The sequence below is a fragment of the Celeribacter persicus genome (assembly GCF_003050785.1).
Classification (GTDB): domain Bacteria; phylum Pseudomonadota; class Alphaproteobacteria; order Rhodobacterales; family Rhodobacteraceae; genus Celeribacter; species Celeribacter persicus.
Genome location: NZ_QAOH01000013.1, coordinates 34,648 through 52,220 on the forward strand (window position 1 = coordinate 34,648; position 17,573 = coordinate 52,220).

General features: G+C 59.3%; 15 protein-coding genes, 1 tRNA gene and 1 pseudogene. 9 read left to right on the forward strand and 8 right to left on the reverse strand.

What is annotated here, in order from left to right; all coding sequences use genetic code 11:
• Window positions 1-59: 59 nt before the first annotated feature.
• The 4 genes from C8N42_RS15060 (at window position 60) to C8N42_RS21395 (ending at window position 1,797) form a co-directional block, all read left to right on the forward strand.
• Window positions 60-608: a cold-shock protein gene (locus tag C8N42_RS15060; protein WP_107817401.1), complete on the forward strand. Its 549-nt coding sequence runs from the start codon at window positions 60-62 to the stop codon at window positions 606-608.
• Window positions 601-1,101, forward strand: a complete 501-nt coding sequence (locus tag C8N42_RS15065; protein WP_245890178.1) for a DUF192 domain-containing protein — start codon at window positions 601-603, stop codon at window positions 1,099-1,101. The genes C8N42_RS15060 and C8N42_RS15065 overlap by 8 nt, the downstream gene beginning before the upstream one ends.
• A gap of 59 nt (window positions 1,102-1,160) precedes the next feature.
• Window positions 1,161-1,237 (forward strand) — tRNA-Pro (locus tag C8N42_RS15070).
• 203 nt (window positions 1,238-1,440) lie between these two features.
• Window positions 1,441-1,797, forward strand: coding sequence for a hypothetical protein (locus tag C8N42_RS21395; protein ID WP_146168280.1), 357 nt, complete (start codon window positions 1,441-1,443; stop codon window positions 1,795-1,797).
• A gap of 237 nt (window positions 1,798-2,034) precedes the next feature.
• On the opposite strand, the gene C8N42_RS15075 is transcribed toward C8N42_RS21395, so the two are convergent.
• The 5 genes from C8N42_RS15075 to C8N42_RS15095 form a co-directional block, all read right to left on the reverse strand.
• On the reverse strand, window positions 2,035-3,027 hold the full coding sequence (locus C8N42_RS15075) for an ABC transporter ATP-binding protein (RefSeq protein ID WP_107817402.1): 993 nt from the start codon (window positions 3,025-3,027) through the stop codon (window positions 2,035-2,037).
• Window positions 3,024-3,995, reverse strand: a complete 972-nt coding sequence (locus tag C8N42_RS15080; RefSeq protein ID WP_107817403.1) for an oligopeptide/dipeptide ABC transporter ATP-binding protein — start codon at window positions 3,993-3,995, stop codon at window positions 3,024-3,026. Before C8N42_RS15080 ends, C8N42_RS15075 begins: the two co-directional genes overlap by 4 nt.
• Window position 3,996: 1 nt before the next feature.
• Window positions 3,997-4,902 (reverse strand): ABC transporter permease, encoded by a 906-nt coding sequence (locus C8N42_RS15085; protein WP_245890184.1) that lies wholly within the window; start codon window positions 4,900-4,902, stop codon window positions 3,997-3,999.
• Window positions 4,903-4,926: 24 nt separating this feature from the next.
• Window positions 4,927-5,850, reverse strand: a complete 924-nt coding sequence (gene oppB, locus C8N42_RS15090; RefSeq protein WP_107817405.1) for an oligopeptide ABC transporter permease OppB — start codon at window positions 5,848-5,850, stop codon at window positions 4,927-4,929.
• A gap of 66 nt (window positions 5,851-5,916) precedes the next feature.
• Window positions 5,917-7,527, reverse strand: a complete 1,611-nt coding sequence (locus C8N42_RS15095) for a peptide ABC transporter substrate-binding protein (RefSeq protein ID WP_107817406.1) — start codon at window positions 7,525-7,527, stop codon at window positions 5,917-5,919.
• Window positions 7,528-7,956: 429 nt separating this feature from the next.
• Here C8N42_RS15095 and tsaA point away from each other — a divergent pair, with 429 nt between their 5' ends.
• From tsaA to C8N42_RS15110, 3 genes are all read left to right on the forward strand, one after another.
• Window positions 7,957-8,358 carry a tRNA (N6-threonylcarbamoyladenosine(37)-N6)-methyltransferase TrmO gene (gene tsaA / locus C8N42_RS15100; protein ID WP_107817407.1) on the forward strand — a complete coding sequence of 134 codons (402 nt, stop codon included), beginning with the start codon at window positions 7,957-7,959 and terminating at the stop codon, window positions 8,356-8,358.
• A gap of 838 nt (window positions 8,359-9,196) precedes the next feature.
• Entirely contained in the window at window positions 9,197-12,892 is a 3,696-nt protein-coding gene (locus C8N42_RS15105) for a vitamin B12-dependent ribonucleotide reductase (protein WP_107817408.1), read from the forward strand.
• Window positions 12,893-12,901: 9 nt separating this feature from the next.
• Window positions 12,902-13,162 carry a hypothetical protein gene (locus C8N42_RS15110; protein ID WP_107817409.1) on the forward strand — a complete coding sequence of 87 codons (261 nt, stop codon included), beginning with the start codon at window positions 12,902-12,904 and terminating at the stop codon, window positions 13,160-13,162.
• Between the two features lie 343 nt (window positions 13,163-13,505).
• On the opposite strand, the gene C8N42_RS15115 is transcribed toward C8N42_RS15110, so the two are convergent.
• Complete coding sequence (locus C8N42_RS15115; protein WP_107817410.1) at window positions 13,506-13,772, reverse strand: hypothetical protein; 267 nt, start codon at window positions 13,770-13,772, stop codon at window positions 13,506-13,508.
• Between the two features lie 227 nt (window positions 13,773-13,999).
• Between C8N42_RS15115 and C8N42_RS21905 the strand changes: the two are divergent.
• Window positions 14,000-14,179: pseudogene (locus C8N42_RS21905) on the forward strand (XRE family transcriptional regulator); the annotation flags it as partial.
• A gap of 392 nt (window positions 14,180-14,571) precedes the next feature.
• Window positions 14,572-14,820 (forward strand): hypothetical protein, encoded by a 249-nt coding sequence (locus C8N42_RS21910; protein WP_245890186.1) that lies wholly within the window; start codon window positions 14,572-14,574, stop codon window positions 14,818-14,820.
• Between the two features lie 73 nt (window positions 14,821-14,893).
• Here the strand turns inward: C8N42_RS21910 and ilvN are convergent, their stop codons facing one another.
• Together ilvN and C8N42_RS15130 are read right to left on the reverse strand one after the other, a co-directional pair.
• The gene (gene ilvN / locus C8N42_RS15125; RefSeq protein ID WP_107817412.1) at window positions 14,894-15,460 is read right to left on the reverse strand and encodes an acetolactate synthase small subunit; all 567 of its coding nucleotides are present in this window, start codon (window positions 15,458-15,460) and stop codon (window positions 14,894-14,896) included.
• 126 nt (window positions 15,461-15,586) lie between these two features.
• Window positions 15,587-17,335, reverse strand: a complete 1,749-nt coding sequence (locus tag C8N42_RS15130) for an acetolactate synthase 3 large subunit (protein ID WP_107817413.1) — start codon at window positions 17,333-17,335, stop codon at window positions 15,587-15,589.
• Window positions 17,336-17,573 lie beyond the last annotated feature (238 nt).

The window sequence follows — 17,573 nt, forward strand, 5'->3', positions numbered from 1 at the left end:
ACGCCCCATGGTTCGGGCTCTGCCGTTTGGTATGGGCCCCTGTGAGTATATAGAAGAGAATGAACGAAACTGACTTGAGCCAAGTCGTGTCGGGCCATGTGAAATGGTTCGATCCGGCACGAGGATTTGGATTTGTGGTCGCCGATGACGGCGGGCCGGATATTTTGCTGCACGCAAATGTGCTGCGCAATTTCGGACAAAGCTCCGTTGCCGATGCGGCGGGCATCCGCCTTGTGGTGCAACGCACCGATCGTGGTGTGCAGGCGGTCGAGGTGCTCGAAATCCTGCCACCGGCGCCGGGCACGGGGGCCGTGCTCGAAGATCTGGAAGACATCGACGAAAGCAGTTTGACCCTGCCGTTGGAACCCGCACGGGTGAAATGGTTTGACAAGGGCAAGGGCTTTGGTTTCGCCAATGTGTTTGGCCGCCCCGAGGATGTGTTCATCCATATCGAGGTGCTGCGGCGCTCCGGTCTTGCCGATCTGATGCCGGGTGAGGCCGTTGGCCTGCGCGTCATCGAGGGCCGTCGGGGCCGGATGGCCGCGCATGTGACCGCCTGGGATGCGGCACTGCGGGAGCCGGAGGCACAGGATCTGGATCATGGCTGAACGGCGGGCGGTCCTGACGCCTCTCGGGGCGATGACCGGGGCCGTGATGCTCGCGTCTGTGGCAGGAGCTTCGGCGCAGACGACATGTGACAGGAACGAGGTGATCGTGACGGGGGAGGGCACGGATGCGCGCTTTTCCGTCGAGATTGCCGATGATGCGGGCGAACGCGCACTCGGGCTGATGAACCGCTCCGAGATGGCGCGCTCCCATGGCATGCTCTTCGTTTATGAGAAACCTCAGCCAGTGGCCTTCTGGATGGCCAATACGCTGATTCCTCTGGACATGATCTTCACCGACCGGCGCGGCGTTGTGACCCGTGTGCATGAAAATGCTGTGCCGCTTGATCGCACGCCCATTCCGGGCGGGGATGCAGTGTTCGCGGTGTTGGAGATCAATGCCGGGCTGGCCAAGGGGTTGGGGATTGCGCCGGGGGACGTGCTGCGCCACCCGGCTTTCGGGCCGGAGGCGGCCGATCCCTGCGTGGTGCAATAAGACCTTTGCAATAAAGCTCTTTTCAACCGCGTTCTGGCACGGTAGGAGAGGCGCACGGTCGGGGCGTGGCGCAGTCTGGTAGCGCACCTGTTTTGGGTACAGGGGGTCGTGAGTTCGAATCTCGCCGCCCCGACCACTTTCTGAACAGTCGATAGTCAGGGCATTTGCCCTTTCGGGGCACGAAATGCCCTTTGGCTGCCGCTGCGCCCTGGCTCGGTTTGCACGCCGCTTCATGAAAACCTAAAGGTCGGCATTGAGCCCTAAGTTACATTGTGTGCATGGGGGAGCCGCTTTATTCTGACGCAATTGGCCGAACGTAAAACAAGGAGAGCCAAAATTATGGCTTATGAAATCCATATCGAACGAAACAATGGTCGGCCAATCAGCCTAAATGAATGGATGAACGCCGTAGGCAGTGTTGAAAGCGTTAGGCTGGCAGATACGGCCACTACGATAGTGACGAACCCCGTTACTGGCGAAAAGATATCGAATCCTACAGCGCATGGAACAGCTGAACTGTTTGACCCTAATAGTCAAACTTGGATCGCAATGTTCAGATGGTTCAATGGACGGATTTCAACCCCTCCTTCCCCTGACTTTGAGACATCCAATAGTCATCAAAGATCAGTAATGCGGGCTTTATCTGCGCAGCTAGGTGCCCAGATCGTGGGCGACGAAGGAGAAATTTACGAATAGGCGGACAGTGGATTGCGCCATTCACGTGAATGACCACTGAGTCCACATAGTTGCCCCTCGGGCCGCGCTCACCTTCGGCAAATCCCCTGACGAAAAAGGGCACTTTCGTCACTGATCCAAAATCGGCCCGCATGTTTCCAAGGGGCTGCCGAAGTCCGAAAGGACAAATCCGGTGTGTTTCTCGACACGAACATCGGATAAATGAAAAGGGCACGCGACTTCGCATGCCCTCTCTGTTTACGCCTCGACACCCTGATCCGCAAGGTGACAGGCGGTGTGGTGATCGCCGCGCAGACGATCCTCCGGCACGGTTTCACAGACCGCCTGCGTCTTCGGGCAGCGGGTGCGGAACACACAGCCTTTTGGCGGCGCCATGGGAGAGGGCAGGTCGCCTTCGAGCGGGATCACCTGTTTCGTCTTCTCGATCTTCGGATCGGGGATCGGGACTGCCGACAGCAAAGCCTGCGTGTAGGGATGGCGCGGATCGGCAAACAACTCGTCCGAGCAGGCCTTTTCCATCATCCGTCCGAGATAGAGCACCATGACCTCGTCGGAGAGGTGTTTCACCACCGACAGATCATGGGCGATGAAGATGATCGTCAGGCCGAGATCGCGGCGCAACTCTTCGAGCAATCCGATCACCTGCGCCTGAATCGAGACGTCGAGGGCGGAGACAGGCTCGTCGCAGATCAGGAGTTTCGGCTCCACCACCAGTGCGCGGGCGATGCCGATACGCTGACATTGGCCGCCGGAGAACTCATGCGGGTAGCGGTTGATCTGGTTCGGCAACAGCCCCACGCGCTCCATGACGGACCGGACCTTTTCCTTGCGCTCTTTCGAACTCATGCCGGGGCGGTGGGTACGCAATGGTTCGGCGATGATGTCGCCCACGGTCATGCGCGGATTGAGCGAGGCCAGAGGGTCCTGAAAGATCATCTGAATTTGCGAGCGGTACTTGAGCATCTGACGCGGGCTAAGCGTCAGAAGGTCGGTGCCGTCCTCCCAGATCACCTGTCCGCTGGCGGGCAACATGCGGATGAGCGCGCGCGCCAGCGTGGACTTGCCACAGCCGGATTCTCCCACGATGCCCAGCGTCTGACCCGGTTCCAGCGAGAAGCTTACGCCATTGACCGCGTGCAATTGTGCGGGCGGCGTCCACGGAAGGTCGGAGGGGCGGCGAATGTCGAAGGTGACCCGCACATCGCGGGCTTCGATCAGCGGACGGCTCATGCGGCGACCTCCTCGATGGGGCGGAAACAGGCACGGGCGCGATCTTCGCCGAATGTCAGAAGTTCCGGCGTCTCGATCCGGCACCGCTCATCCGCAAAGCCGCAGCGCGGCGCAAACGGACAGCCCTTGGGCGCGCCGGTCATGTTCGGTGGGTTGCCCGGAATGGCGCGGAGCGCCTCCTGTTCCTCGTCGACCCGAGGAATCGCGTCCAGAAGCCCGCGCGTATAGGGATGCGTCGGGGTTTCGAACAGCGGATCGACCGGGGCCTCCTCCATGATCCGCCCGCCATACATCACGATGGCGCGTTCGCAAAACCCGGCCACGACGCCGAGATCATGGGTGATCAGGATCGTCGCCATGCCGAATTCACGTTGCAGTTCAGAGAGAAGCTCCATGATCTGGGCCTGCACCGTCACATCGAGCGCGGTGGTCGGCTCGTCGGCGATGAGGATTTCCGGGTGACACAAAAGCGACATGGCGATCATCACCCGTTGCCGCATCCCGCCGGAAAACTCATGCGGATAAAGCCGGACGCGATTCTTTGCGTCGGGGATTTTCACCGCGTCGAGCATGGCGACACTTTCCGCAATGGCCGCGCGTTTGCTGAGTCCCTTGTGCAGCATGATCACCTCCGCCATCTGGTCGGAAATGCGCATATAGGGGTTGAGCGAGGTCATCGGGTCCTGAAACACCATCGCAATGCGGTTGGCGCGGATCTTGTTCAACTCCCGCTCAGAGATCGACAGCAGGTTTTTGCCATCGAACATGGCCTGTCCGGTGGTGCGGCCGTTGCGCGCAAGAAGCCCCAGAAGCGCGAAGTTGAGCTGGCTCTTGCCGGAACCGGACTCGCCCACAATGCCAAGGGTTTCGCCCTTCTCAAGGCTGAAGCTCACGCCATTGACGGCATGAATTTCGCCCTCGGGCGTATCGAAACGAACGGAGAGGTCTTTGACGTCCAGAAGTGCCATGTCAGCGATCCTTCGGGTCCAGAGCGTCGCGCAACCCGTCGCCGACAAAGAAAAAGCCGAAGAGGGTGAGGACGAAGAAAAGAAGCGGGAAGGCCAGTTGCCAGAGCGTCCCGTAAGAAATGGTGCCGGAACCTTCGGAGATCAGCGCACCCAGAGAGGTCATCGGTTCCTGCACGCCGAGGCCGAGGAAGGAAATGAAGCTCTCGGTCAGGATCATGTTCGGCACCAGAAGGGTCGCGAACACCGTCACCACGCCGATCAGGTTCGGCAGGATATGACGGCGGATGATCACGGGGGCCGGGACGCCAATGGCGCGCGCCGCTTCGATATATTCGCGGCCCTTGAGCGTGAGCGTCTGCCCGCGCACGATCCGGCTCATCTCAAGCCATGAGATCAGGCCGACGCCGACGAACAGCATGGTGATCGAGCGGCCATACATCACCAAAAGAAGGATCAGCACGAACATATAAGGGATCGCCAAGAGGATATCGACGGCGCGCATCATGAAATTGTCGAGCCGCCCGCCGAAATAGCCGGCGGTCGCGCCATAGATCGTGCCGACGACGACGGCGATGGCCGATCCGATGATGCCCACGGCGAGTGAGATTTGCGTGCCCTGCACGGTGCGGGCGAAAAGATCGCGGCCCAGATCGTCGGTGCCGAAATAATGCCCGTTGGCAATCGACGGCCCGCCCTGTTCGGCGACCATGCCCATGACGGAAAAGTCGATTTCCTCGTTCGACCATTGCGCGATGTAATTGCCGAAGAGGGCGAAGAGCGTGACAAAGACGAGCAGCACGAGCCCGAACATCGCCGCCTTATTGCTGAAAAACCTGCGCCTCGCATCAGCCCAGAGGGAGCGGCCCGCTACATCCTCGCGGGAAGTGGCTTCGGCCAGGGACTTCATTTTCTGACTGTCGATGACCATGGCTCAGTACCGGATTTTCGGGTCGATCCATCCGTAGATGATATCGACGACAAGGTTGAACAGGATGGTGAGCGCGCCGACGAGGATCGTGACCCCCATCATCACCGCGTAGTCGCGGTTCAGCGCACTGTCGACAAAGGCCTTGCCGATGCCGCCCGTCGAGAAATAGATGTCCACGATCACAGAGCCTGTGATCATCGCCACAAAGGCCGGGCCGAGGTAGGAGATCACCGGCAAAAGCGCGGGTTTGAGCGCATGACGCCAGATGACGCGATGACCGGGCAGCCCCTTGGCGCGCGCCGTGCGGATGTGGTTGGAGTTCAGCACCTCAAGCATGGACGAGCGCATGATCCGCGCGATTGAGGCCATGTAGGAGGTCGACAGCGCGATCACCGGCATGATCCAATAAGAGGGATCGGAAAACCGCCAACCGCCCCCCGGCAACCAGCCGAGAATGAGCGTGAAGACGATCACGAGGATCGGTGCCATGACGAAGTTCGGTAGCACCTGCGCGCCAATCGACACGCCGACTGCGAAATAGTCGATGATCGTGTTGTGTTTGACGGCGGCGACCGCACCGAGCGTCACGCCCGCGACCACGGCGACCACGAAAGAGACGCCGCCATAGGTCAGTGTGACCGGAAAACCCTGCGCGATGATCTCGTTCACGGTGCGGTCCTTGTAGACAAAGGACGGGCCGAAATCGAAATGCGCGACGATGCCCCAGATGTAACTGGCGATCTGTTTCCACAGAGGCTGGTCGAGACCGTATTTGGCGTTGAGATTGGCGAGCACCTGTGCGGGCAGCTCGCGTTCCTGCGTGAAGGGGCCTCCGGGGGCCGCGTGCATCAGCAGGAAGGAGAAGATGATGAGCAAAAGCAGCGTCGGGATGGCAATCGCCAGACGCTTGAGAATGTAGACAATCATGGATGTCTCTCCGGGTGGGAACGCGGCACACTAAAGTGCCGCGTCCTGCCTGTTTTCAAAGTGAGATCACTCGGCGATGCGGTACAGGTCTTTGCCGTACCAGGTCTGCATCACGTTCTCGGTCGGAAGGCCCTTGATGTCCGACGAAATCATGTCGACCTGTGCATAGTGATAGATCGGGATTATCGGCATCTCGGAGGCGAGAATCTGTTCCGCCTGCGTATAGAGCGGCTGCGGATCTTCGGCGGTTTTGCTTTCCTTCATCAGTGCATCGTATTCGTCATTGAAGAAATGGCCGTTGTTGTGGCCCGAATAGGAGGTGAAGAGATCGAGATAGGTCGAGGCCTCGTTGTAATCGCCACACCATGCATAACGCGCCAGATCGAAGTCCTGGTTCTGCATCTTGTCGGTGTGCACCTTCCATTCCATGTTGTTGAGCGTCAGGTTCACGCCGAAGGGCTTGAAGAACTGCTGCGCTGCGATGGCGATCTTCTTGTGATCCTCAGACGTGTTGTAGTTCAGTGTCAGGTCGAGCGGATTTTCCGGGCCATAACCGGCCTCGGCCAGAAGTTCGCGCGCCTTCTCGTTGCGCTCTTCCTGCGTCCAGCCCGCATAGTCGATCTCGGGCATCTCAAAGCCTGCGGTCGCCCAGTGTGTCCAGTTGTAGGACGGGTGCTGACCGCCCTGAAGGATGTTGTCCACCACGATGTCACGGTTCATCGCATAGGACAGCGCCTTGCGCACGCGCACGTCCTTAAGCGCTTCCGGACCCTTTTCGGACATGTTCATCATATAGATGTAGGAACAGGAATAAGGCAGCGAGGTCGCCTCGTCCGGGTATTCTTTTTTCAGGCGTGGGTACTGACCGGCGGGGATGTCCACGCGATCCAGCTCGCCCGCGAGGTAACGGGTTAAACCCTGATTCACGTCATTGATCGTGAGCGCCGTGAGATGTGTCATTACCGTCTTGTCGGCATCCCAATAGGTATCGGATTTGTCCATCTCGACGCGTTCGCCGAGGATGTGCTCGGTCAGCGTATAGGCGCCGTTGCCGATCATGTTCTCCGGCTTGGTCCAGTCCGCGCCGAATTTCTCGATCACGTCCTGACGCACCGGGAAGGTCGAACCATGCACAAGCATCTGCGGGAAGTACGGCAGCGGGGTCTCGATGGTCACTTCGAGCGTGTGATCGTCGATGGCTTTGACACCCAGATCGGAGGGCGGCAATTCGCCTGCGGTGATTTTCGACGCATTCACCACCTGCATCAGTTCCATGTACCAGGCGTATTCCGACGCTGTCGCCGGGTCCGCCAGACGCTGCCAGGCGTAGACGAAATCACCGGCGGTCACGGGCTTGCCATCGGACCATACGGCCTCGGGGCGCAGGTGGAAAGTGTAGGTCATGCCATCTTCGGACAGATCGTGGCTCAGCGCCACGCCGGGGACGATGTCTCCTTTGGCGTCTTCATTGTAGAGGCCTTCGAAAAGGTTGCGCAGAATGTCTGAGCCTTCGACGTCCGTGTTGATCTGCGGGTCCATCGACTTGATCGCGTCGAGGAGCCAGAACGTATAGGTCTGGTTCTCCGAGAGCACCGTGCCTTCGGGCACATCGGCGGCAAAGGCCGTCGGAGCGGCCACAAGCAGGGCCAGCGCGGACAGGGCGGTGGTGAGTTTCATGAAGACCTCCTGGGTACTGTTTATTTGTCGGTTATCTCAAAAGCGCCATATCCGGGCCACACAGGAGGCGATCCGGGGCGGCGCGTGAATGTAAGAAGGGAAATGTATTCGGCCGGAGAAGGCAAGGCTTCGTCGGAAAAGTGATCGTAACGTCAACCTGTCCCGCCGTCTGCTACCGGGATTGCCTTGTCTTGTGGCAAATGTGGTGAATTTTCCGGAGATTATGCGCGGAGCGGCGGGTGTTTCGTTCGGGCGGTGACTGCGCGGGACATATGTTGCGACTCGCAAAAGGGCGCTTTCGGCGAAGATCCGCCCAAAATTTCATACAGGCGATCTGGTGGAGCCGATGGTGGCTCGGTGGCCGCCTGCGTCCTTTTGTCGGACGGTTCCGCGCCGGTTTCTTCCTACATCAGGGAAAAGGAGACACGCATGACCGACATGATCCTCACCCCCATCGGACGCATTCGCACCCCTTACAAGACGCTCGCAGACTGCCCGAAAGGGCCGGGGCGCGAAGGGCAGGAGGCGCGCATCGAGCTGGACCCGACTTTCGCCCCCGGTCTCAAGGGGCTTACGGCCACCGAGGTCGATGTGCTTTATTGGTTCGACCGCGCGCCGCGTGATGTGTTGCAATCGGTACGCCCCCATGACGGGGTGCATTGCGGCGTTTTCGCCATGCGCTCGCCGCATCGTCCGAACCCCATCGCCCTGTCGCGGGTCCGGGTGCGGGCGGTGGAAGAGGCCGCGCTTGTGGTCGATGGACTCGATTGTCTCGACGGCACTGTTCTGGTCGATCTCAAGCCTGTTCCCTCCGCGATGTCACAAAAATGATTCGTTGAACCGCGAAGCGCTATGCCGGTGGGAAGGTCCGTTGAGGATTTGGCCTGAAATACATCCTGTGATTGTATTTTCTCGCAGGTTTCCGTGCAAAACCGGGCGCTTGCTGCGGCTGCGAGGCCAAGTTTATGCTACCAGATGTAGTATGCTGATGGATTAGGCACAGATTGCTGCGCCGCCCGATTTCGATGCTCCACAGGGCGGGCCGACTTATCCACAAACACTCGCTTAAATTCTTAACGTTTTGCGTGAAACCCATGGGAAACAAAGGAAAATTAGTTAACGTGCAGGGAGGCGAATCGAGCGTCCCTGTGGGCAAAATTCGTCAACGAAATTTTGCTCTCGAAAAGGGTAAATTTTGCGTTGACCAGTGGGCCGTAACCGCTGCACATTGTGTGAGCCGGATGGGTGACACACTACATTTAGTCGATCCTGACTGGCGAGGGACAAGGGTCCCGGGGAACATATCCGACAAAGGGCCGTGTGGGATCGGGGCGAATATGCCTTGTTTTCGCGGAAACGGACGGGGTGAAACACGGATATGACCACGGTGACCGAGGCGACGCACTGAGGCGAATCTCTATAGAACCGGACCTGCGCTGCGGGACCGGATAAGGTTGGGTTTGTCCGTTGCACAAGGCTGTCTTTCGCCGGATCAGAGCACAATATGTAGCTTTAAGCTCTGAGGGCACAGGTGTGCGGCGGACACGCTCGGGCCTGTGGGTCGAGAGACCGGGGATCGGAGCCGTCAGGGGCGGGTCACCGGATGCAGTCAAGGGCGGGGCGTGGACGACACGCCGGGAACGCCGAAACAGATTTGGTCGGGGCAGACATGAAGATCGAACGCAAATTTACGACGGCAGGCAAGGACGCATATTCGGAGCTTGAGTTCACCACGACGAGTTCGGAGATTCGTAATCCGGACGGGACGATCGTTTTCAAACTGGACGATTGCGAGGTTCCCTCGAAATGGTCGCAAGTCGCCTCCGACGTCATCGCGCAGAAATATTTCCGCAAGGCGGGCGTGCCCGCGGCGTTGAAAAAGGTTCGCGAAAAAGGCGTGCCCTCCTTCCTCTGGCGTTCGGTCCCCGATGAAGACAAGCTCGCGAAACTCCCCGAAGAGGAGCGTTTCGGCGGTGAATCCTCCGCCAAACAAGTGTTCGACCGTCTGGCTGGCGCTTGGGCCTATTGGGGCTGGAAGGGGGGGTATTTCTCCTCCGAGGAGGACGCGAAAGCCTATTACGACGAAATGCGCTTCATGCTGGCTGCCCAGATGGGCGCGCCGAACAGCCCGCAATGGTTCAACACCGGTCTGCATTGGGCCTATGGCATCGACGGTCCGGGGCAGGGGCATTACTACGTGGACTATCAGTCCGGCGAACTGACCCGCTCGCAATCTTCCTATGAGCATCCGCAGCCGCATGCCTGTTTTATCCAGTCCGTCGCTGACGATCTGGTGCAGGAAGGTGGCATCATGGACCTCTGGGTCCGCGAAGCACGCCTGTTCAAATACGGTTCCGGGACGGGCACCAACTTCTCCTCGCTGCGCGCCGCCAATGAAAGCCTTTCGGGCGGCGGTAAATCCTCCGGCCTCATGGGTTTCCTGAAAATCGGCGACCGTGCGGCGGGCGCGATCAAATCCGGCGGCACCACACGCCGTGCGGCCAAGATGGTGATCTGCGACATGGATCACCCGGACATCGAGGAATTCATCAACTGGAAGGTGATCGAAGAGCAGAAAGTGGCGTCCATCGTCGCGGGCTCGAAGATGCACGAACGCCAGCTCAACGAGATTTTTGCCGCGATCCGCGCATGGGACGGTTCCGAAGAGGGCGCGTTCGACCCGAGTCAGAACACTGCGCTCAAGGCCGCGATCCGTGGCGCGAAACAGGTGGCAATCCCCGAAACCTACGTCAAACGCGTGCTCGATTACGCGAAACAGGGCTTTTCCTCGATCGAATTCCCGACCTATGACACCGATTGGGATTCCGAGGCCTATGCGTCGGTCTCCGGTCAGAATTCCAACAACTCCGTGCGCGTCACTGACGCTTTCCTCAAGGCGGTGAAAGACGATGCCGAGTGGGAGTTGCTGCGCCGTACCGATGGCAAGGTCTCGAAAGTGGTCAAGGCCCGCGAGCTCTGGGAGCAGGTCGGTCATGCCGCATGGGCTTGCGCCGATCCGGGCATCCAGTTCCACGACACGATCAATGCTTGGCACACCTGCCCGGAAGACGGTCAGATCCGCGGTTCCAACCCGTGTTCCGAGTATATGTTCCTCGATGACACGGCCTGTAACCTCGCCTCGATGAACCTGCTGACCTTCCTGCGTGACGGTGAATTTGACGCGGAAAGCTACATGCATGCGACCCGCATCTGGACGCTGACGCTGGAGATTTCCGTGATGATGGCGCAGTTTCCGTCCAAAGAAATCGCGCAATTGTCCTACGATTTCCGGACCTTGGGTCTTGGCTATGCCAATATCGGCGGGCTGTTGATGAACATGGGTCTGGGCTATGACTCTGACGAGGGCCGCGCTTTGGCGGGTGCCCTGACCGCGATCATGACCGGCGTGTCCTACGCGACCTCCGCTGAGATCGCGGGAGAGCTGGGCACCTTCTCCGGTTACCAACGCAACGCCGAGCACATGCTCCGCGTCATCCGCAATCACCGCACCGCTGCCTATGGCAAGACCACGGGCTATGAGGGGCTTTCGGTCAAGCCGGTCGCGCTCGATCACGCCAACTGCCCGGATGCACATCTTGTCGAGCTGGCGAAATCCGCATGGGATGAGGCCCTGAGCCTTGGCGAGAAAAACGGCTACCGCAACGCGCAGGTGTCGGTCATTGCCCCCACCGGCACTATCGGTCTGGTGATGGATTGCGACACCACGGGGATCGAGCCGGACTTCGCGCTGGTGAAATTCAAGAAACTCGCGGGGGGCGGCTATTTCAAGATCATCAACCGCTCCGTGCCCGCAGCGCTCGAAAAGCTGGGCTATTCGTCGAGCCAGATCGAGGAAATCGTCTCCTATGCGGTCGGTCATGGCACCATCGGCAACGCGCCGGGGATCAACCACACCGCGCTGATCGGTCATGGCTTCGGTCAGGCTCAGATCGACAAGATCGAAGCAGCACTTCCCTCCGCCTTCGACATCCGCTTCGTGTTCAACCAGTGGACGCTGGGTGAGGAGTTCTGCACCGGTACGCTCGGCATTCCGCAAGAGAAGCTGAACGATCCGTCCTTCGACCTGCTGCGCTCCTTGGGTTTCACGAAAAAGGACATCGACGCCGCCAATGACCACGTTTGCGGCACGATGACGCTCGAAGGCGCGCCTTTCCTCAAGGAAGAGCATTACCACGTCTTCGATTGCGCCAATGCTTGTGGCAAGAAGGGCAAACGCTATCTCTCCGTCGAAAGCCACATCACCATGATGGCGGCGGCACAGAGCTTCATCTCCGGCGCGATCTCCAAGACGATCAACATGCCGAACGATGCGACCATCGAGGATTGCCTCGCGGCCTATGAGCTGTCCTGGTCTCTGGGCACCAAGGCCAACGCGCTCTACCGTGACGGCTCGAAACTGTCGCAGCCGCTCGCCACCGCTCTCATTGAGGACGACGAGGAGGCCGAGGAAATCCTCGCCACCGGTTCTGCGCAGGAAAAAGCTGCCGTTCTGGCCGAAAAGATCATCGAAAAAGTGGTGATCAAGGAAGTGGCGCGCGGCCGTGAGAAACTGCCGACCCGTCGCAAGGGCTATACCCAGAAATCCATCGTCGGTGGGCATAAGGTCTACCTGCGCACCGGCGAATACGAAGACGGCTCCCTGGGCGAGATCTTCATCGACATGCACAAAGAGGGCGCGGGCTTTCGGGCGATGATGAACAACTTCGCCATCGCGGTCTCCGTCGGTCTCCAGTACGGCGTGCCGCTTGAAGAGTTCGTCGATGCTTTCACCTTCACCAAGTTCGAACCGGCGGGCATGGTGCAGGGCAACGACTCGATCAAGAACGCCACCTCGATCCTCGATTATATCTTCCGCGAACTGGCGGTGAGCTATCTCGACCGCACGGACCTCGCCCATGTCAAACCGCAAGGTGCGACATTCGACGATCTGGGTCGCGGCGAGGAAGAGGGCGTATCGAACGTCAAGGAACTGTCGGAAAACGCTGCCTCGAAGTCTTTGGAAGTGCTCAAGCATATTTCCTCCACCGGCTATCTGCGCAAACGCGTACCGCAGGAGCTGATGGTGCTTCAGGGCGGAATTCAGTCCGGTGCGACCGCATTTACCGGCTCCATCGACCCGGAAGTGGCGCTTCAGACGCTGGTGCCGGAAACCAAGGCTGCCGCGAAAGCCGCCACCTCCGAGACGGCCCTGTCCTCGGGCGCGATCTCCATGGATGCGCGCACTAAGGCAAAGATGCAGGGCTATGAGGGCGAGGCCTGTGGCGAATGCGGCAACTACACGCTGGTGCGCAACGGCACCTGCATGAAATGCAACACCTGTGGCGCCACGTCGGGCTGTTCGTAAGGAGAGACGATGAACCTCGTTTTCGACATCGCCGGCCAACTTTGCGCGGCAGATCGCGTGACCATGCGGGGCAATACGCTTGAGGCCGAGTTCGACCGCAACGTGATGGGCGCGCTGGCCGATGCCTATCAGGGCGCGCGGGCGGTTTCCGTGCTGGGCGTGCCGTCTCTGAGCGTGACCTATTCGGTGCAGGACTACCGTGACACGGGCGAAGCGGGCTGCAAGGCCGTGTTCTCCGTCAACAGCTCGGCGGGCCGGGTGCTGCACTAAAGGAATACGTTTTGCCCGACCCGCGGGCGAAGCCGTCGCAAGGGCGCGAAAAGTGGGAACCAGTTTTCGCCGTTCGCCCTGAGGCGAATAAAAGAATACGTTTTGCCCGATCCTCGGGCGAAACGGGGTGGGGGCTTTCCATTCGACCCGGAAAGCCCTGAGTGAGGAGTTCTTGGAATTCCTTTTCTGGAGCGGATGCGTTCGCTCCCGACGCGGATCGGGCCGCAGGCATAAAATCTACCGGGCGGTATCAATATGAGCCCGATCAGCGAAACTACAGGGAGGTCTCAGGACCTCCCTTTTTTCTTGCCGTGATTTGGATCGCAGAGAGTGAAAGAGCACTTCAGGCGGCGGAAGCTTCTGCGGCGAGGGCGCGCAAAGCCTCTGCGAGTTCCGGAGCGGCAAAGCGTTGAATGGGATGCAATTGCGTGCAGATACGGACACCGTTTTCCATGTGCGTTTCGCAATACACCATGGTTCCGGCTTCGGGCATGTCGAATGCGCCGATGAGCGTTTCAGGACCGGTGGCATAGGCGAGAGGGCCGTGGTCGCTGCACCAAATCACCGCTTTATGGGCCTGCGGATCGGCCCAAAGAACTATCCCATCCATTTCAATGACTCTGAGTAAATGCTATTTGCCTGAACATTCATTTTTATCATGAGTATAAGTCTCATCATATTTCGATTTATGTATCATTCTGGGATCATATAGACGCTCATAAGCGTCAGATTTTTTTGACCCCCCGTAAATTGACGCAAAACAGTATCAATATGCACCAGAATGACGCATAATTTTGCATATTGGGGGGATGTCTCTCGGTCTCAGATGTTGGGACCATGCAAGTGGACGTGTTTGGACAGGAGAGGGCAGTGCGGGAAAAAGAATTGTCTCCCGTGCAGTTGCGCCATGTGTTCGGGGCGAATTTGCGCGCATTGTCTTCCGGAGCGCGGTCGATCTCGTCCCTGTGCCGCGCGCTTGAGATCAACCGCACACAATACAACCGCTATCTGAATGGCGAAGCCTTTCCCCGCCCGGACGTGCTTAACCGGATTTGCAAGCATTTCGACGTCGATGCCCGGATTCTGCTCGAACCTCTGGAGACGATCACGCGCCAATCCTGCGCAGACGCGCTCGGCGAAATCTCAAGCCTGCTCTCCGATCTCGACATGCTCGACATCCCGGCCAAAACCCTGCCGGAAGGGGCCTATCTATATTACCGCGTGTCCTATTTCGTGCCCTCGGACATCAGTTGCTCCCTCATCGGGTTTCGGCGGGACGCCCATGGGGTGATGCGCATCCGGGGGTATATGCCCTATGCTTCGAGCGACCGCATCGGACTGCCGCGGGCGGCCTCTACACGAAGGTTGCGCGGGGTAGTGTTTCGTCAGTTGATGGGGTTTCCTTCATCATGTCGATGGAGCGCACTCCGCTCATGGTGCTGGGTGGTTTTGAACCGGGCTATCTTGGACTGGAAAACTTCTATTTCGGAAGTGCGGTTTCAATGCAGGATGTGCTTTCGACAACGCCCATCCTGCTGCAACGGCTGGAACCGTCTCTGGCCGCGATGATCTCCGCCCGTGACAGGATCGGCATCCATCCGAGGACGCATTCCCCGCCGTTGATCCGCGGCTATTTCGACAAGCACAAACCCGTGTAGTCTGTCGCCGATACGAAAGCCGATACGAAAAAGGGCCCTGTGGGGCCCTTTGGTGTTTCTAGAGGAGCCGGGCTCAGGCCTTGCTGCCACGCGCGAGCGCTGCAACGCCGGTGCGGGCGGTTTCCACCAATCCCAGCGGGCGCATCAACTCGGCGAAAGCGTCGATCTTTTCCGAGGTGCCGGTCATCTCGAAGACAAAGCTTTCCAGTGTGCTGTCCACAACATTGGCGCGGAAAATCTCCGCCAGACGCAGCGCCTCGATGCGGTTGTTGCCGGTGCCTTCGACCTTGAACAGTGCCAGTTCGCGTTCGATCGACGGGCCCTCGACAGTCAGGTCATGGACCTCATGCACGGGCACGATGCGCCCCACCTGCGCCTTGATCTGTTCGATCACATCGCGCGTGCCAGTCGTGACCACGGTGATGCGCGAACGATGGCCCTCATGATCGACTTCGGCCACGGTCAGGCTTTCGATGTTGTAGCCCCGGCCCGAAAACAGACCGATGACGCGGGCCAGAACCCCCGCCTCGTTGTCGACCAGAACGGCGAGGGTGTGTTTTTCGATGACTTCCGCGTGGTAGTCACGAAGGTCATAGGCGGAATGGCTCGACGAGCCTTGTTGGATACGTAGGGCGGACATGCTTTTCTCCCTTAATCCACGCGCTGCGTGGCGAATATCTCTGTAAATCCCGGGCTCACCCCGCAAGCCCCCAGGTCGCGACCAGCGCGGCGAGGGCAGTGCGGAGCCATTTCCCGAAGCGTTTCATCAGACCAGAACCGCGCCGTCGGATTTGATCGCGCCTTCGACGTAGGCTTCGCCCAACAACATTTCGTTGTGCGGCTTGCCCGACGGGATCATCGGGAAGCAGTTTTCATGCTTCTCGACGAGGCAGTCGAAGATCACCGGACCGTCGTAGTTGATCATCTCCATGATCGCGTCGTCCAGATCTTTCGGGTCGGAACACTGGATGCCCTTCGCGCCAAAAGCTTCGGCGAGCTTCACGAAATCGGGCAGGGCTTCGGACCAGCTCGACGAATAGCGCTCGCCATGCAGCAATTGCTGCCACTGGCGCACCATGCCGAGGCGTTCGTTGTTCAGGATGAACTGTTTCACCGGCAGGCGGTATTGGATCGCCGTGCCCATTTCCTGCATGTTCATCAGCCACGAGGCCTCGCCCGCAACGTTGACCACGAGGCTTTCGGGATGCGCCATCTGCACCCCGATCGAGGCCGGGAAGCCGTAGCCCATGGTGCCGAGGCCACCGGAGGTCATCCAGCGGTTCGGGTCTTCAAAGCCCAGAAACTGTGCCGCCCACATCTGGTGCTGGCCGACCTCGGTGGTGATATAACGATCCATGCCCTTGGTCAGTTCTTCGAGCCGTTGCAGCGCATATTGCGGTTTGATCACCGTGTCGGAATTCTTGTAGGTCAGGCAGCGGACCTCGCGCCATTCCTCGATCTGTTTCCACCAGGCCGAAATGTCAGCTTTTTTGCGACCGCGCGATTTCCACACTTTCAGGACGTCTTCCAACACATGGCCGACATCGCCGATCACCGGCAGATCGACATGGATGATCTTGTTGATCGAGCTGGGGTCGATATCGACATGGATCTTCTTGGAATTCGGCGAGAAATCCTGAATCCGTCCGGTGATCCGGTCATCGAACCGCGCGCCGATGTTGATCATCAGGTCGCAGCCGTGCATCGCCATATTGGCCTCGTAAAGACCGTGCATGCCCAGCATCCCGAGCCAGCCTTTGCCAGACGCCGGGTAGGCGCCCAGACCCATCAGCGTGGAGGTGATCGGAAAGCCCGTCGCATCCACCAGCTCGCGCAAAAGCATCGAGGCCGCAGGGCCGGAGTTGATCACGCCACCGCCGGTGTAGAACACCGGGCGTTCGGCTTTCTCGATGAGCGCAACGATGTCGTTGATCTCCTCGATGGAGGCTTTCACCCGCGGTTTGTAGTGACCCATCTTGACCTTCGTCGGAGGTGTGTACTCGCCATCGGCGAACTGCACGTCTTTCGGCAGATCAATGAGGACCGGGCCGGGGCGACCGGAGGTGGCAACGTGGAACGCCTGATGGATGGTCTCGGCGAGCTTGTCCGTGTCTTTCACCAGCCAGTTGTGTTTCGTGCAGGGGCGGGTGATGCCGATGGTGTCGGCCTCCTGAAACCCGTCGGTGCCGATCATGAAGGTCGGAACCTGCCCGGAGAAGACCACGAGCGGAATGCTGTCCAGAAGCGCGTCGGTCAGGCCGGTGACGGCATTGGTCGCGCCGGGGCCGGAGGTCACGAGGGCGACACCGGGCTTGCCGGTCGAGCGCGCATAGCCCTCGGCGGCGTGGAGCGCGGCCTGTTCATGGCGCACCAGAACGTGCCTGATGTCGTTCTGCTGGAAAATCTCGTCGTAGATCGGAAGGACAGCGCCCCCCGGATACCCGAATACCGTGTCCACGCCCTGATCCTTGAGGGCCTGAACCACCATTTTCGCTCCGGTCATCTGACGTGTCATGTTGTTCTCCGTCTGCACATCGTCACTTTGTTTTCTGCAATAAAAAAGCCCCCGCTGTTCAGTCGGGGGCGCATGGGTTCCATTATGGTCAACCGTCACCGGCCCATGCGCGTGTTCCCTACGAGTACAAGAATGCCAGACATGGCGTTTCCTTTTGGGGCTCTGACCCTTACGGGCCCTTCATTGCGTGGGCGGGACATTAGGACCCGGCTGATCATGCGTCAACCGCAAAACATCC

What these genes read in the sequence shown, in the direction of transcription:
- C8N42_RS15060 (WP_107817401.1), top strand. Translation starts at nt 60, where the DNA reads ATGAACGAAACTGACTTGAGCCAAGTCGTGTCGGGCCATGTGAAATGG.
- C8N42_RS15065 (WP_245890178.1), top strand. Translation starts at nt 601, where the DNA reads ATGGCTGAACGGCGGGCGGTCCTGACGCCTCTCGGGGCGATGACCGGG.
- C8N42_RS21395 (WP_146168280.1), top strand. Translation starts at nt 1,441, where the DNA reads ATGGCTTATGAAATCCATATCGAACGAAACAATGGTCGGCCAATCAGC.
- C8N42_RS15075 (WP_107817402.1), bottom strand. Translation starts at nt 3,027, where the DNA reads ATGAGCCGTCCGCTGATCGAAGCCCGCGATGTGCGGGTCACCTTCGAC.
- C8N42_RS15080 (WP_107817403.1), bottom strand. Translation starts at nt 3,995, where the DNA reads ATGGCACTTCTGGACGTCAAAGACCTCTCCGTTCGTTTCGATACGCCC.
- C8N42_RS15085 (WP_245890184.1), bottom strand. Translation starts at nt 4,902, where the DNA reads ATGAAGTCCCTGGCCGAAGCCACTTCCCGCGAGGATGTAGCGGGCCGC.
- oppB (WP_107817405.1), bottom strand. Translation starts at nt 5,850, where the DNA reads ATGATTGTCTACATTCTCAAGCGTCTGGCGATTGCCATCCCGACGCTG.
- C8N42_RS15095 (WP_107817406.1), bottom strand. Translation starts at nt 7,527, where the DNA reads ATGAAACTCACCACCGCCCTGTCCGCGCTGGCCCTGCTTGTGGCCGCT.
- tsaA (WP_107817407.1), top strand. Translation starts at nt 7,957, where the DNA reads ATGACCGACATGATCCTCACCCCCATCGGACGCATTCGCACCCCTTAC.
- C8N42_RS15105 (WP_107817408.1), top strand. Translation starts at nt 9,197, where the DNA reads ATGAAGATCGAACGCAAATTTACGACGGCAGGCAAGGACGCATATTCG.
- C8N42_RS15110 (WP_107817409.1), top strand. Translation starts at nt 12,902, where the DNA reads ATGAACCTCGTTTTCGACATCGCCGGCCAACTTTGCGCGGCAGATCGC.
- C8N42_RS15115 (WP_107817410.1), bottom strand. Translation starts at nt 13,772, where the DNA reads ATGGATGGGATAGTTCTTTGGGCCGATCCGCAGGCCCATAAAGCGGTG.
- C8N42_RS21910 (WP_245890186.1), top strand. Translation starts at nt 14,572, where the DNA reads ATGTCGATGGAGCGCACTCCGCTCATGGTGCTGGGTGGTTTTGAACCG.
- ilvN (WP_107817412.1), bottom strand. Translation starts at nt 15,460, where the DNA reads ATGTCCGCCCTACGTATCCAACAAGGCTCGTCGAGCCATTCCGCCTAT.
- C8N42_RS15130 (WP_107817413.1), bottom strand. Translation starts at nt 17,335, where the DNA reads ATGACACGTCAGATGACCGGAGCGAAAATGGTGGTTCAGGCCCTCAAG.